Raw genomic sequence first — 14,262 nt, forward strand, 5'->3', positions numbered from 1 at the left:
ATCCGGTCAGGCATCCGGATCAGTGAGGTCCGACAGGTCGATCCCGCGCTCCATCGCGAAACGGACCAGCTCGACGCGGTTGTGCATCTGCAGCTTGCCGAAGATGTTCTGCACGTGGTTCTGCACGGTGCGGTGCGACAGGAACAGAGTTGCCGCAATCTCCTTGTAGCCCATCCCGGTCGCGACGTACTTGAGGACCTCCGTCTCGCGCGCCGTGAGCTCGGGGATCGCACGCTCGTCGCTCGGCGCCGCCTGGGCCCGCCGGAACTCACCCAGCACCAGGCCGGCGAGCCCCGGAGTGAACACCGGCTCTCCTGCCGCGGTCGCCCGCACCGCCGCGAGGAACTCGTCCCGGCCGGCCGACTTGACGAGGTACCCGAGCGCGCCTGCCTTGACCGCCTCGAGGACGTCCTGCTGGTCACCGCTCGCCGACAGGATAAGGATCCTGGTCGGCACCTCGGCCGCCGCGAGCGCGGCGCAGACCTGGGCCCCGTTGAGACCTGGGAGGTTGAGGTCGAGCACGAGCACGTCCGGGCTCGTCGCCCTCGTCCGCGCCACAGCCGAGCGACCGTCATCGGCGGTCGCGACCACGTCGAAGCCGGCGCTCGCGAGGTCACGGGCGACCGCGTCGCGCCACATCGGATGGTCGTCGGCGACGACGACACGGATCCGCCCACCGGCATTCGCCTCGCTGGTCAGGTCGTGCTGGTCGGTCACGGTCCTCCTCCGTCTGTGTGGCTGGTGCCGGTTGCTGCTGCGGTCTCAGGTGGGCGCAGAGCCGGTGCGCCGGGCTGTGTCCTTCCGCGGCACCCGCAGCTCCACGGTCGTGCCACCCGCCGCTCCCGAGGTGATGGTCGCACTCCCTCCGAGGTCGGCCAGGCGCGCCCTGATACTTGACGAGACGCCCAGCCGTCCCTGTCCCACGGCCTCCTCGAGCCGGCTCGCCGACACGCCGCAACCGGAATCCCGGATGGTGACAGCGACTCCGGACCGTTCGTCGTCGAGCAGGACCCAGGCCTGCGCGCCGGCGCCGGCATGCTTGCGCACGTTGTCCAGTGCCGCCTCGACCGCTGCGACGACCTCGTCGGCGACCTTGCGAGGCAGCAGGATCGGGTCGGCCGGTGCCACGAGCTGCACGTCGTCCGCCTCGACGTGGCGCAGCAGGGCGCGTAGGTCGGCGTCGCCCGTGACCGCCCGGTCGACCTCGGTGAGGTCGGTCTGGCTCACGAGAGTGCGCAGGATGCGCTCCTGCTCGCCCGCCATCGCGCCCAGGGTGGCCGTCTCGCCGCCGATGTCGGTCGCGCGACGGTGGATGAAGGCGAGAGTCTGCAGCACCCCGTCATGCACCGTGCGGGCGAGCCGATCGCGCTCGACCCGGGCCGCCTCGCGGCGCATCGCCTCGGCCAGCGCCGCGTGGCTCGACCTTGCGAGGTCGACGCAGAAGCCCACGCAGCCGCCGAGGAGGAAGCCGAAGACCGAGTTCGAGATCGTGTTCGGAGTCGGCTCGATGACCTCGATGAACGAGCACGTCGCGACGATCGCGGCCGCCATGATGCCGCCCCGCCAACCGCGCAGGATCGCGAAGCCGACGATCGCGGCCGACGGCCAGATGGACGGGAGTGTCCGCGCGCCGCCCATGATCACCTCGGGCGTGTCGACGAGCCTGGTAGCCAGGATCGCAGCGCACCCGATCGCGAGCTCCACCGAGTAGGCCCGGACCGTGCGCATCGGGCGCACGGTCTGGACGACCGTCCACCCGGTGAGCACCCCGAGCACGGCGATCGCGCCGCCCAGGTGTGCGATCTCGGCGTGGCGCGCCCACACCGACCACACGGCATACAGCAGCGCCAGGCATCGGAAGACGTCGACGGCGCGCCAGAGGGCGCGCACGATCGCGTGCTCGTCGTCGAGGACGGCTCGCGGCGTGGGCGTCGAGGGGGTCGCCAGCTCGTGCCTCTCGTCGCGCGGTCGCAGCGACCGGAGCATGAGGGCTAGGAGGCTGCGACCACGGGGCCGTGGCCCTCGTCGTCGTCGGTGTCGGAGTCCGCCTCCGCCTCGCTCGGGTCCGCCTTGGCGGCTCGCTCCCGCCCCTCGGCCGCGTCGAGCGCCTCTTCCAGCTCGGGCGCCGCGCTGCCCGGCTTGGCCGCCTCCTGCAGCTCACGTGCCTTGGCCCGGGCCGCCGCGACGAGACGGTCCTTCATCGACGTGGCGTACATGTCGACGTACTCCTGGCCCGACAGCAGCATGAGCTCGTACATGATCTCGTCGGTGATCGAGCGCAGGACGAAACGGTCGTCCTCCATGCCCTCGTAGCGCGAGAAGTCGAGCGGCTTGCCGACCCGCACACCCACCCGCATGATCCGCGGGATGACCTTGCCGGTCGGCTGCGCCTTGTCGGTGCCGATCATCGCCACCGGGATCACCGGCACCTTGGCCTCGAGGGCCATCCGGGCCACGCCCGTGCGGCCGCGGTAGAGGCGGCCGTCGGGCGAGCGTGTGCCTTCGGGGTAGATGCCGAGGAGCTCACCACGGCGCAGCACCTTCAGGCCCGAGTTGAGCGCGGCGTTGCTCGCCTTGCCACCGGACCGGTCGACGGGCAGCTGGCCGACGCCCCTGAAGAACGCGGCAGTCAGGCGGCCCTTGAGACCGCGGCCCGTGAAGTAGTCGCTCTTGGCCAGGAACGTGACGCGGCGCGGCACGCAGATCGGCAGGAAGATCGAGTCGGAAAACGACAGGTGGTTGGAGGCGAAGATCGCAGCGCCGTTCTCGGGAACGTTCTCCTCCCCCTCGACCCACGGTCGGAAGAGGAGCTTGATGATGGGCCCGACGATGATCGTCTTCAAGAACCAGTAGAACAACCGCGTCCGCCTTCCACATGTGACGGCTCGAACTCTACGACACTCGCGCCTGCACAGCGGGGCATGCGAGGATCATCAGGTCCGAACGCATCGCCGCTCGAGCCTCGTGCTCGGCGGCCACAGCACCAAGGAAACGTCGTGAGCGAACGCGACCTCGACGCGGAGTTCGAGCGCATCATCGCCGGGTGGGACGACGAGGCTCCCGACCCGCAGGCGAACCCTGCTGCCGCTGCGCTCGAAGCGTCGCCCGACCTGACGGCCGAGACCGGCGAGGTCGGATCGACCGAGCCGGGCGGCCAGGGCACAGCCGGCGCGAGTGCCGACCAAGGCGTCGTGGACGCCGGCGGCCCTCCCGCTGACACTGGCCCTTCGGGCACCGTGGGTATGCCGCCCGGCCAGTCCAGTGGCGTGCTGGACCTCCCGATCGCCTCCACGACGTCGCACGCCTGGCGCGGTAGCGGCCCGCAGAGCGACGACGTCGACGACCTGCTCGATGCAGTGGACCCCGACGACGACCACTTCGTGCCGCCATCTGAGATCGACCTGCCATCGGCCGAGACCGACCCGATGTACTGGGCGATCGTCGTCGGACTGGCGGGCGGGCCCCTGCTGCTGCTCTACGTGCTGCTGTTCGACCGTGACGGCAGCGGCTGGTGGATCGTGACCGGTCTGACGATGACCGTCGTCGGCTTCATCCTGCTCGTGCTGCGCGGCGGCACCGAGCGCGACCCGTTCGACGACGGCACGCGCATCTAGAGCCTCGCGTCCGGACCGGCCACACCAGAGCATCGGCCCCTGGACCCTGTCCTTCCGCAACACACCGAGCACCTGCAAACCCCTCCGGAAATAACCGATAGGAGCTTGCGGCTTCTCGGTGTGTTGCAGGGTCAGCGGCCGGAGCGGGCGAGCTCCGCGGCTCCGATGAGTCCCGCGTCGCTGCCCAGCACCGCACGCACGATCCGCGCCTGAGGCCGGTAGCCGCGCCCGGGCAGCTGGCGCCGGAACGCCTCACGCGCCGGAGCGATGAGCATCTCGTCGGCTGCGCTGACGCCACCACCGATGACGAACAGCCCTGGGTCGAAGGCTGCCGCGAGGTTCGCCATGCCGATCCCAAGCCACTCGCCGATGTCTGCGATCAGCTCGCGGGCGGTCGCGTCGCCGTCGCGGGCCGCCTCGGTGATGACCGGGCCGGTCAGCGCGGACGTGTCGCCACCGAGCCGAGCGAGCAGGTCGACCACCACGGGCGACCCGGCTTCGATCATCGCTCTCGCCTCGCGCACCAGCGCGTTGCCGCTGGCGTACTGCTCCCAGCACCCACGGTTGCCACACTCACACCTCGCGCCGCCCGGCACGACCTGCATGTGCCCGAACTCGCCGGCGATGCCGTACCGGCCCCGCTGGACCGCACCGTCGATGATGAGGGCTCCGCCGATACCGGTGCCGAGGGTGATGATCACGACGTGCGACTCGCCTCGCGCGGCGCCGAAGGTCGCCTCGGCCCAGGCTGCAGCGTTCGCGTCGTTGTCGACGGTGATCGGCAGGTGGATCCGCTGCGACAGCGCATCCCGCAGCGGCTCGTTGCGCCAGGACAGGTGCGGTGCGAAGACGACGGTCGAGCGGTCCTCGGCGACGAACCCGGCGGCCCCGATCCCGACCGCGGTGACGTCGGCCGGGTCGACCTTGGAGAGGAGCTCCTCCACGGACTCGACGATGGTGTTCTCCACGACCGACGGCGAGGTCGAGCGGTGCGGCGTGTCTCGACGGGTCCGGTGGATGATCGTGCCGTTCTCGTCGACGACTCCCCCGGCGACCTTGGTGCCGCCGATGTCGATGCCGATGGCGAGGTTCCGGCTCACGAGGGAGGCTCTCCGTGAGGCTGGTGACGGTCGTCGGCCTCGTGCGTGTGGCCGGCCTCGGAGTCCGTGGCGTGATTGCCTGCCTCGGACTGTCGCTCCCGCTGGGCGGTCGCCAGGTCGCGCAGCGCGGTCGCGGCGAACCCGACGAAGTCGGCGACCTTGTCGATCGTCTCGGGGTTCACCTGCTGGACGAACGCGATGAGCTGGCAGACGGGGCACACCGCGCAGGCGGCCGGAGTGCGACCCCCGCACGTGCACTCGTGCTGGCCATCGGGGCCCGAGCGCTGCGACCCGTTCTCCTGCCTCTGCCCGCCCTCGGACGAAGCGCCGGCGCCGCGCGCGTCCTGGCCCGGCTGCGGGCGGTCTCCAGCCGCCTCACCGGCGCGGCCGGACGGCATACCCGCCGGTGGGGCCCACCCACGCTGGGACAAGAGGTCGACAAGCAGGGCTGCCTCCTGCTGGACCGTGCCGGGCGGGGGCAGCTCGGCCCGACGGCGCGCGCGGGCCTCGGCGGGTGTCTCCTGCGGACCGTCGTTGGACGTCACGTGGTCAGGCCTCGACCCGCTTCTTCAGCTGTTTGAGGGCGGTGTCGATGATGACCTTCTCCGCCTTTCGCTTGAGCAGACCGATCATCGGGATCTTCACGTCGACCGCGAGGCGGTAGGTGACCTTGGTCCCCTCGCCGTCGGAGGCCAGTGTGTAGGAGCCGTTCATCGCCTTGAGGACCTGCGCCGAGACGAGCGACCAGGACACGACACCGGTGCCGTCCTCGACGACGTCCCACTCGTAGTCCAGGACATAGGTGTCCTTGATCGCGCCCGCGTCGAGGGTGAACTCCACCTGGTCGGCCCACCCGTCGCCCTCCTCCGCAAGGACGCGCACCTCCTTCACGTCGTTGGCCCACTCGGGGTACGCCTCGAAGTCGGCGATGACGTCGAGCACCTCGCCGGGAGCGGCGTCGATGACGATGGAGGACTCCGTACGATCGGCCATGCGCCGAAGGCTATCGCGTGCGCCCCGGCCCCACTCTGAAGTGCCCGCCCACAGCGCGCCGACGCACGTGCGAAGATGTGAGCGGCGGGGAGCGTTCTGCGACTTGGGGACCGCCTCCGTTCGATCGCGTGACGGCGCGCACCATGACGGCGCGTCGCGGTTACCGGTCGGTAAGGTGCAGCTCATCCGGCCCCGCATCAGGAGTGACCAGTGAAGGAAAAGGTCGTCGCACCGCTCGCGCCAACCACGTCCGAGGGCAGCCTCGCCGACCTGCCGGTGCGTAACGCCAAGGAGTCCCCCAACGAGACGGCGTTCTCCCGCAAGACGCCTGCCGGCGGGTGGACCCACGTGACCTGGGTGCAGTTCGCCGACGATGTCAACGCGGTCGCCAAGGGCCTCGTCGCGTCGGGCGTGGAGCCGGGTGACGTCGTCGGGCTCATGTCGCGCACCCGCTACGAGTGGACCCTGGTGGACTTCGCCGCCTGGACCGCCGGCGCCGTGGTCGTGCCGATCTACGAGACGTCCTCCGCCGAGCAGGTCCAGTGGGCGCTGTCCGACTCCGGTGCCTCGACCGTCGTCGTCGAGACGCAGGCGCACCGGGCCGTCGTCGAGGAGGTCCGGCCCTCGCTGCCGTCGCTCACGGACGTCGTCGAGATCGGCGCCGGAGGCCTGGACGCGCTGCGCGAGAAGGGCCGCGGGGTTCCCGACTCGGCCCTCGACGACAGACGCTCCGGCATGGACAGGACCTCGCTCGCAACGATCATCTACACCTCCGGCACGACCGGCCGGCCCAAGGGCTGCGAGCTGACTCACGGCAACTTCCTCGACCTCGCAGAGAACGCCATCGAGAAGCTCGGCCCGGTCATCCTCGTCGACAACGCGTCGACCCTGCTCTTCCTGCCGCTCGCCCACGTCTTTGCCCGGTTCATCGAGGTGCTCTGCGTTGCGGGCAAGGCCCGCATGGGTCACTCGTCGGACATCAAGAACCTGCTCGACGACTTCGCGGGCTTCCAGCCGACGTTCGTCCTCGCGGTCCCACGCGTCTTCGAGAAGATCTACAACTCGGCCGAGGCCAAGGCCTCGGCCGACGGCAGGGGCAAGATCTTCCTGCGCGCGGCCACGGTCGCCATCGCCTACAGCCAGTCTCTCGACGCCGGCCGGCCGGGCCTCGGGCTCCGGCTCCAGCACGCCCTGTTCGACCGGCTCGTCTACTCCAAGCTCCGCGACGCCATGGGCGGCCGGGTGCGGCATGCCGTGTCAGGCGGGGCGCCCCTCGGCACCCGCCTCGGCCACTTCTACCGCGGTATCGGCGTCGTCATCCTCGAGGGCTATGGCCTGACCGAGACCACTGCCCCGGCCGCTGTCAACACTCCCGACAAGATCAAGATCGGCACGGTCGGCCCGCCGCTGCCCGGCACCGGCATCCGCATCGACGCCGACGGCGAGATCCTGCTCAAGGGAGTCGGCGTCTTCAGCAGCTATCACAACAACCCGACGGCCACGGCCGACGCGATCGTCGACGGCTGGTTCCACACCGGCGACGTCGGTGAGCTCGACGACGACGGCTACCTGCGGATCACCGGCCGCAAGAAGGAGATCCTCGTCACCGCCGGCGGCAAGAACGTTGCCCCCGCGGTCCTCGAGGACCGGCTGCGCGCGCACCCGCTCGTCTCGCAGTGCATCGTCGTCGGCGACCAGAAGCCCTTCATCGCCGTTCTCATCACTCTCGACGACGAGATGTGGCCGATGTGGGCCCAGTCGCACGGTCTCGAGGGCGTATCGATCGACGAGGCACGAAGCAACCCGACCGTGACGCAGGCCCTCCAGGAGGCGGTGAACCGGGCGAACGAGGCGGTCTCGAAGGCCGAGTCGATCCGTAAGTTCGCGGTGCTGCCCGGGGACTTCACGGAGGCCAACGGCTACCTCACGCCGTCCCTGAAGCTCAAGCGCGCCCTCGTCATGAAGGACTTCAACGAGGACGTGGAGAAGCTCTACGCCTGACCTGGCGAGCGAGGACACCGAGCCATGCCGCGGTGCCCTCGCTCAGACCAGGAGCTCACGGATCCGCGCCTGCCAGGCTCGCACGATCGTGCTCTCCCGCGTGTGCAGCGTCTGCTCGAATGCCTGGGCGAGCGCGGCGTCGCGGTCGCCGGCCTGGGCGGTCGGCAGGGAGATGCCCCCCGCTGCCGCCTCGTACAGCCGCACGAGGTCTGGCGTGCCGTACTCGTCGGCGATCGTGCGGACGGCAAGCAGGGCCAGACCGTATGCCGTCTGGAGCCGACCCGCGCTCGGGTCGAAGTCCGCGTCCGTCGGCAGCGTGTGCGGGAGCCCTTGGTCGCGAACCTGTTTCAGAGCCGGCGCGGCGATGGTCGCCTCGGGCAGGTCGATGCGTCGGTACGCGACATAGTCGGCGAAGCCCTCAGCGAGCCACAGTGGGACGGTCTGCGTCGTTGCCGCGCGGACGGTCGCGTGGGTCAGCTCATGGGTCATCACGACGTCGCGCCCGTCAGGCTGGAGCGCGGTCCACGCCCCCGGGATGAGCACGATGCGGTCCGCGCCGGCGTGCTGGCCGGGTGTCAGCGGGCCGTCGGTCGCGGCGGCCACCCCGTCGAGATCGGCGGCGCTACGACCGAGCAGCTGGGCTGCGTCTGCATCCGTCGCCGGGGCCACCCAGACCGCCGGCTGGGACTCACCCCAGACCGCGGCGACGCGGGCGCGAGCCGTGGCGGTCCGGCGGACGATCTCGTCGACGCGCGCCCTGGAGCCCACGGCGAGGACGAGTGCGTGCGGCGTCCGGCGGACCACCAGCCCGTCGAGGTCCCACGGCTGGGGGCGGCCGGACGGCGTCGATGCGGTGAGGACGGCCGCCTCGGGATGTGCGGGATCCGCCTTGAACGTCAGGTTCAGGTCGAAGCTGCGCGGGGAGGTGTCGAACCCGTGCAGCTCGTAGCTGAGGTTGGCCTTGACATCCCACTTCACGGGGGTGCCCGCGGGGGTCGGCAGGGGTTCGGACTGCTCGCGCAGGGCGACGATGCTCATGCGCCCGGCTCCCATGGCCATCATGCGGTCGAAGACCCGCTGCTGGGTCGCTGCGAGGCGCGCGTCCGGATGGCTGCCGAGTGCCTCGAGCCAACCGGCCCGGTCACCCTGGTCGACGGCCGAGAACCGCTGTTGCAGGATCTGGCCGACGGCCTCGTTCCGGGCCGCAGCCCACGCCGCAGCAGTGATGTCGCCGTTGGTGGGGGTGGCGCTATCCGATGTCGCCGACGTCTGGGCCGTGCCAGTCGTCGCGACCCGTGACACCCCCCGGTCGCAGCCGCCGACCGCGCCGATGGCAAGCATCGCCACCACGGCCGCCGCAGCAGCCGTGGACCGGGCACTGCGCTGGCGGGACACGCGGTCATGGTGACATGACAGCGTGTGAGCCAGCCGAACGCGCGGGCGCCCGAGCACGCCGGCCAGCGAGTCCAGAAGCGCCCTCGGCAGGGGTAGCTGCCCCTCAGACAGCCCGTCTGGCTCCGCGCGCACGGCCGAGGGGAACCTCTTCGTCGAGCACGGCACGTGCGGAGTTCGCCGCTGCGGTGGTGACCAGGCCGGCGGCCAGCAGCGCCGACACGGCTCGGCGCTCCGCCCGGTCAAGAGGCACTGTCCCCTCGGTGCCCTCGGTGCCCTCGGTGCCCTCGGTGCCATCGGTGCCGCCCCGGTAGCCGGCGCGGCGCACGACGCCGATCCTCTGGTCGGGCGACCCGTCCGCCCCGAGGACGGGGATCGCGGGCAGTGCGTTCAGTGCGGTCACGACGCATTCGGCGCAGTGGACGTCCCGCACCGGGCAGGTCTGGCAGTCAACGAGCATCTTCCTCGCCACCCTTCGTGTCTCGTTGCGATCTGTCACGGATGACGCTATGAGAGACCACCGACATCGCTGTCGCGCGGAGCGCAGAACCGTCGTCCCTCGAGCGGCTCTCGCGCTGCGTCCTCTGGATCCACCAGTGCGACAAGGCCCGTCGCCGCCGCGCCTCCGCAGCGTTGTCGGCGGTGCGGCATACCGTCAATGTCATGCACGCGATCCAGTCGACGTTCGACGACCTCGGCACCTCCCTGGCCGACGTCACGTTCGTCGTCGTGGACCTCGAGACCACAGGCGGCACCCCGGCCGAGTGCGGCATCACGGAGATCGGCGCCGTCAAGGTGCGCGGCGGCGAGGTGCTCGGAGAGTTCCAGACCCTCGTCAACCCGGCGGAGCCGATCCCGGCGTTCATCTCCGTGCTGACCGGCATCACCGACGCCATGGTCGACGACGCCCCACGCATCGAGAGTGCGCTGCCGGCCTTCCTCGAGTTCGCGACGGGGAGTGTCCTCGTGGCGCACAACGCGGGCTTCGACATCAGCTTCCTCAAGTCGGCCGCTGCCCGCACCGGCGCGCCGTGGCCGGGCTTCCCGGTGCTCGACACGCTCCAGCTGGCGCGTCAGCTCGTCGTGCGGGACGAGTCGCCCAACCATCGGCTCGCCTCCCTCGCGCAGGTGTTCGGCTCGACGACCACACCGGACCACCGCGCCCTGCACGACGCGAGGGCGACGGTCGACGTGCTTCATGGGCTCATCGCGCGGGTCGGCAACCTCGGCGTGCACACCGTTGAGGAGCTGTCCAGCTACAGCTCGCGCGTGACGCCGGTCCAGCGACGCAAGCGGTTCCTGGCCGACCCGCTGCCCCACGCGCCTGGCGTCTACCTCTTCAAGGACGGCAACGGCCGGGTGCTCTACGTCGGCACGAGCCGCGACATCCGGGCGCGGGTGCGCACGTACTTCACGGCGTCCGAGCAGCGCAGCCGGATGGCCGAGATGGTGCGTCTGGCCCATGTCGTGCACCCGGTCGTGTGCCAGACGTCCCTGGAGGCACAGGTCCGCGAGCTCCGGCTCATCGACGAGCACAAGCCACGCTTCAACCGCCGCTCCAAGGACGGCCGCAGGACGATGTGGGTCAAGCTCACCCAGGAGCGCTTTCCGCGCCTGTCCATCGTCAAGCAGGTGCGCGACGACGGCGCCCACTACATCGGGCCGTTCCGGTCGCGGGCGACCGCCCAGGCGGCCGTCGACGCGGTGCACGAGGTCGTTCCACTGCGGCAGTGCACCGGTCGTCTCACCGGAAAGGGGTCCGCGTGCGCACTCGCCGACATGGGCCGGTGCGGCGCGCCGTGCACCGGCGCCCAGTCCGAGGGTGACTACGCGATCGTCGTGGCCGAGTGTGCCGCGATCTTCACCGGAGACGCCCGCCCCGGGGGCGAGCTCATCCGCGCCCGCCTCGAGGAGCTCGCCTCGCAGGAGCGCTTCGAGGACGCCGCTCGGGTGCGCGACCGCTTCCTCGCGCTCGTGCGAGGCGCTGCCCGTGCGCAGCGGCTCGCGCCGCTGACACAGTCACGCGAGATCGTCGCAGCCCGACGCAGCGACGACGGCGGATGGGAGCTCGTGTGCATCAGGCACGGACGGCTCGCCGGCACCGTGGTGAGCCCGCGGGGCACCGACCCGATGGCCCACGTGCGCACCATGCAGGCGACCGCCGAGGTGGTCTCGACGCCGACCCCCGACCGGCCGTCGGCACTGACCGAGGAGACCGAGATCCTGCTGCGCTGGCTCGAGGCTCCCGGCGTGCGGATCGTCGAGCTGGACGGCTCGTGGACCTGCCCGGTCGGCGGCGCCGGCGCGCTCCGCCAGCAGCTCGAGCCGGCCGCGGCCTCGGCCCGCGATGCCGTCGGTTTCGACAACGACGTGCCCGGCGCGAGGCCTCGTCGTGGCGCCCTGCGTCACGCAGGCTAGGCACGGCTAGGGTGGTCCCGTGATCACCGCCATCGTCATGATCAACTGCGAGGTCGACCGGATCCCCGAGGTCGCCGAGGAGATCGCCAACATCCCGGCGGTGTCCGAGGTCTACTCCGTGACCGGCGACGCCGACCTCATCGCCATGGTTCGGGTCAAGGCACACGACGAGTTCGCGGACGTCATCGCCGACCGCCTCAACAAGGTCGAGGGCGTCGTCGGCACGTCGACCCACATCGCCTTCCGCACGTACTCCGCCCACGACCTCGAGGCCGCATTCAGCCTCGGACTCGACGGCGAGTAGCCCCTAGGCCCGGGTCGCGGCGACCCATCGCTCGACGACCTGCGTCGCAGCGCCGCTGTCGATAGCCTGCGCCGCGAGGTCGATGCCGGCGCGCAGGTCCGCGTGGAACGCCTCCGCGGTGCTGCCGGAGTCGGGCCGGGTCAGCGCCAGGGCGATGCCGGCGTTGAGCAGGACCGCGTCGCGGACCGCGCCGGTCGCCCCGGCGAACACGTCGCGCACGACCTGTGCGTTGTGGGTCGCGTCACCGCCACGCAGCTCCTCGACGGAGTGCGGCTCGAACCCGACCGCCGTCGGGTCGAGGACGAGATCCCGCACCTGGCCTCCACGGACCCACCAGACGCTCGTCGTCGTCGAGACCGTCACCTCGTCCAGTCCGTCGTCGCCACGGAACACCGCGGCGTCCTTGCCGCGGTCCGCGAAGACCCCGGCAAGAAGCGGAGCCATGCGGGCGTCCGCACAGCCCACGACGGCATACGTCGGCTGGGCCGGGTTGGTCAGCGGGCCCAGGAAGTTGAACGCGGTGCCGATCCCGAGCTCCCGCCGGGGCACCGCCGTGAAGCGGAACGACGGGTGGAACGTCTGGGCGAAGCAGAACGTGATGCCGGCCTCGCCCGCGATCGCGACCACGCGCTCCGGAGGAAGCGAGAGGTCGACGCCGAGCGCCTCGAGCACATCGGCCGACCCCGACGACGAGGATGCCGCCCGGTTGCCGTGCTTGACGACGCGGACGCCCGCTGCGGCAGCCACGATCGAGGACATCGTCGAGATGTTGACCGTGTGGGCCCGGTCACCGCCCGTGCCCACGATGTCGAGACTCGGACCCTCCACCTCGATGCGGTGCGCGTGCGCGAGCATCACCTCGGCGAGCCCGCGCATCTCCTCGACGCTCTCGCCCTTGGCCCGCAGCCCCATGAGGAACCCGGCGATCTGTACCGGCGTTGCCTCACCGGACATGATCTGTCCCATGGCCCACTCGGCCGAGGCCCGGTCGAGGTCACGGCCGGCGATCAGCTCGGCGTAGACGGACGGCCAGGACTGCGCCACGTCCTGCGTCATCGGCGGCGTCAGGCCGTCGCGACCGCGGAGCGCGCCAGCGTCGTGACTGCCGACGTCAGCGCGATCGGGTCGAGCGGGTGCGGGACCGCGAGGTCCGCCTGCGACCAGGCGGCCAGCCAGCTGTCCTGCGGGCGGCCGGTGAGCACGATGATGGGCGGGCAGTTGTAGATCTCGTTCTTGAGCTGCCGTGCCAGGCCCAGACCGCCGACCTTGGCCGCCTCGCCGTCGAGCACGAGGATGTCGAACCGGTCTGTCTCGACCGAGTGGACCACAGCATCCGCGGTCGCGCACTCGTGCCAGCGCACGACCTCGACGTCCTTGGCCGGCCGGCGCCCGACAGCGGCGCGCACGGCGTCGCGCGTGGTCATGTCGTCGCTGTAGAGCAGCACGGTGACCTGCCTCACGGGCTCCGCGGCACCGGTCTGCCGAGCGACGGTGGTGGACGTGCCCTGGTCGGGGGTGTCGTTCGAGGCGGTCATGGGCCAGATGCTACCGGGGAGGCGCCCCCACGCCGCAGCGACCTCCCGCGCAGCGGACACCGGTTTGCGCACTCTGTACGCAAGGGTGTCGGGCCTCTGTGACGGAATGGTCACGAAACCCCGAGGGGCGCCCTCGAATCCGGGGGGTCGCTCGCACAGCCCGACATGAATGTGGGAATAATGTCCAACGTGGCGACAGCATCGGCAGTTCCTTCCAGCGCAGTAGCGAATCCGGCCCACCACGGCCCGGCGACCCGCCCCAACATGGTCGCCGTCGGCACCATCGTGTGGCTCTCGAGCGAGCTCATGTTCTTCGCGGGTCTGTTCGCCGTCTACTTCCAGCTCAGGTCGGTTCGGCCCGAGCTCTGGGCGGAGCAGACCGAGAAGCTGAACCTGCCCTTCGCGAGCGTCAACTGCCTCGTGCTGGTCGTCTCCTCCGTGTGGTGCCAGCTCGGTGTCTGGAAGGCAGAGCGCGGGCAGAAGGCGCGCACCGGCAAGCTGCTCGACATCAAGAACTGGGGCATGCGCGAGTGGTACGTCATCACGTACCTCTTCGGTGCGTTCTTCATCGCCGGCCAGGTGATGGAGTACGCCGAGCTCGTCTCGGAGAACGTCACGCTGAGCTCCGACGCCTACGGGTCGGTCTTCTTCATGGCCACCGGCTTCCACGGCCTGCACGTGACCGGCGGCCTCATGGCCTTCCTGCTCATCATCGCCCGCACCTTCACGACGCGTCGCTACACCCACGCCAACGCGACCGGCGCCGTCGTCACCTCGTACTACTGGCACTTCGTCGACGTCGTGTGGATCGCGCTGTTCGCGACCATCTACATCCTGCGTTGACCCGTATGCCGGTCCCCAAGCCCCATCGCACCGCCCAGCCCGTGACCACCTTGGACGACAGG

15 protein-coding genes are annotated in these 14,262 nt (G+C 70.7%); 5 read left to right on the forward strand and 10 right to left on the reverse strand.

Going from position 1 to position 14,262, the window contains the following annotated elements; all coding sequences use genetic code 11:
• Window positions 1-6: 6 nt before the first annotated feature.
• From ACWEOW_RS03795 to ACWEOW_RS03805, 3 genes are read right to left on the reverse strand one after another with little or no spacing between them, the layout of a single operon-like run.
• The gene (locus ACWEOW_RS03795) at window positions 7-717 is read right to left on the reverse strand and encodes a response regulator (RefSeq protein WP_452267818.1); all 711 of its coding nucleotides are present in this window, start codon (window positions 715-717) and stop codon (window positions 7-9) included.
• A gap of 45 nt (window positions 718-762) precedes the next feature.
• Window positions 763-1,986, reverse strand: coding sequence for a MacS family sensor histidine kinase (gene macS / locus ACWEOW_RS03800; RefSeq protein ID WP_452267819.1), 1,224 nt, complete (start codon window positions 1,984-1,986; stop codon window positions 763-765).
• A gap of 5 nt (window positions 1,987-1,991) precedes the next feature.
• The gene (locus ACWEOW_RS03805; RefSeq protein WP_452267820.1) at window positions 1,992-2,858 is read right to left on the reverse strand and encodes a 1-acyl-sn-glycerol-3-phosphate acyltransferase; all 867 of its coding nucleotides are present in this window, start codon (window positions 2,856-2,858) and stop codon (window positions 1,992-1,994) included.
• A 138-nt stretch (window positions 2,859-2,996) separates the two neighbouring features.
• On the opposite strand from ACWEOW_RS03805, the gene ACWEOW_RS03810 reads away from it, so the two are divergent.
• Window positions 2,997-3,614, forward strand: coding sequence for a hypothetical protein (locus ACWEOW_RS03810; RefSeq protein ID WP_452267821.1), 618 nt, complete (start codon window positions 2,997-2,999; stop codon window positions 3,612-3,614).
• Between the two features lie 131 nt (window positions 3,615-3,745).
• Here ACWEOW_RS03810 and ACWEOW_RS03815 read toward each other — a convergent pair whose 3' ends face one another.
• The 3 genes from ACWEOW_RS03815 to ACWEOW_RS03825 are packed head-to-tail and all read right to left on the reverse strand — an operon-like array spanning window position 3,746 to window position 5,707.
• Window positions 3,746-4,714, reverse strand: a complete 969-nt coding sequence (locus tag ACWEOW_RS03815; RefSeq protein ID WP_452267822.1) for an ROK family glucokinase — start codon at window positions 4,712-4,714, stop codon at window positions 3,746-3,748.
• The gene (locus tag ACWEOW_RS03820) at window positions 4,711-5,259 is read right to left on the reverse strand and encodes a hypothetical protein (protein ID WP_452267823.1); all 549 of its coding nucleotides are present in this window, start codon (window positions 5,257-5,259) and stop codon (window positions 4,711-4,713) included. The genes ACWEOW_RS03815 and ACWEOW_RS03820 overlap by 4 nt, the downstream gene beginning before the upstream one ends.
• Window positions 5,260-5,263: 4 nt before the next feature.
• Complete coding sequence (locus ACWEOW_RS03825) at window positions 5,264-5,707, reverse strand: SRPBCC family protein (RefSeq protein ID WP_452267824.1); 444 nt, start codon at window positions 5,705-5,707, stop codon at window positions 5,264-5,266.
• A gap of 210 nt (window positions 5,708-5,917) precedes the next feature.
• On the opposite strand from ACWEOW_RS03825, the gene ACWEOW_RS03830 reads away from it, so the two are divergent.
• A complete protein-coding gene (locus ACWEOW_RS03830) occupies window positions 5,918-7,708 on the forward strand; it encodes an AMP-dependent synthetase/ligase (protein WP_452267825.1) in 1,791 nt (596 codons plus the stop codon).
• A gap of 42 nt (window positions 7,709-7,750) precedes the next feature.
• On the opposite strand, the gene ACWEOW_RS03835 is transcribed toward ACWEOW_RS03830, so the two are convergent.
• Window positions 7,751-9,103, reverse strand: a complete 1,353-nt coding sequence (locus ACWEOW_RS03835) for a hypothetical protein (RefSeq protein ID WP_452267826.1) — start codon at window positions 9,101-9,103, stop codon at window positions 7,751-7,753.
• 103 nt (window positions 9,104-9,206) lie between these two features.
• Window positions 9,207-9,503, reverse strand: coding sequence for a hypothetical protein (locus ACWEOW_RS03840; protein WP_452267827.1), 297 nt, complete (start codon window positions 9,501-9,503; stop codon window positions 9,207-9,209).
• A gap of 239 nt (window positions 9,504-9,742) precedes the next feature.
• Here ACWEOW_RS03840 and ACWEOW_RS03845 point away from each other — a divergent pair, with 239 nt between their 5' ends.
• A complete protein-coding gene (locus tag ACWEOW_RS03845; protein WP_452267828.1) occupies window positions 9,743-11,518 on the forward strand; it encodes a DEDD exonuclease domain-containing protein in 1,776 nt (591 codons plus the stop codon).
• Between the two features lie 19 nt (window positions 11,519-11,537).
• The gene (locus ACWEOW_RS03850; protein WP_452267829.1) at window positions 11,538-11,822 is read left to right on the forward strand and encodes an Lrp/AsnC family transcriptional regulator; all 285 of its coding nucleotides are present in this window, start codon (window positions 11,538-11,540) and stop codon (window positions 11,820-11,822) included.
• 3 nt (window positions 11,823-11,825) lie between these two features.
• Here ACWEOW_RS03850 and trpD read toward each other — a convergent pair whose 3' ends face one another.
• Both trpD and ACWEOW_RS03860 read right to left on the reverse strand, forming a co-directional pair.
• Window positions 11,826-12,878 carry an anthranilate phosphoribosyltransferase gene (gene trpD / locus ACWEOW_RS03855; protein WP_452267830.1) on the reverse strand — a complete coding sequence of 351 codons (1,053 nt, stop codon included), beginning with the start codon at window positions 12,876-12,878 and terminating at the stop codon, window positions 11,826-11,828.
• Between the two features lie 8 nt (window positions 12,879-12,886).
• The gene (locus ACWEOW_RS03860) at window positions 12,887-13,357 is read right to left on the reverse strand and encodes a response regulator transcription factor (protein WP_452267831.1); all 471 of its coding nucleotides are present in this window, start codon (window positions 13,355-13,357) and stop codon (window positions 12,887-12,889) included.
• 180 nt (window positions 13,358-13,537) lie between these two features.
• On the opposite strand from ACWEOW_RS03860, the gene ctaE reads away from it, so the two are divergent.
• Complete coding sequence (gene ctaE, locus ACWEOW_RS03865) at window positions 13,538-14,200, forward strand: aa3-type cytochrome oxidase subunit III (RefSeq protein WP_452267832.1); 663 nt, start codon at window positions 13,538-13,540, stop codon at window positions 14,198-14,200.
• Window positions 14,201-14,262: the final 62 nt, after the last annotated feature.

It is taken from the genome of Monashia sp. NPDC004114, from assembly GCF_053603855.1.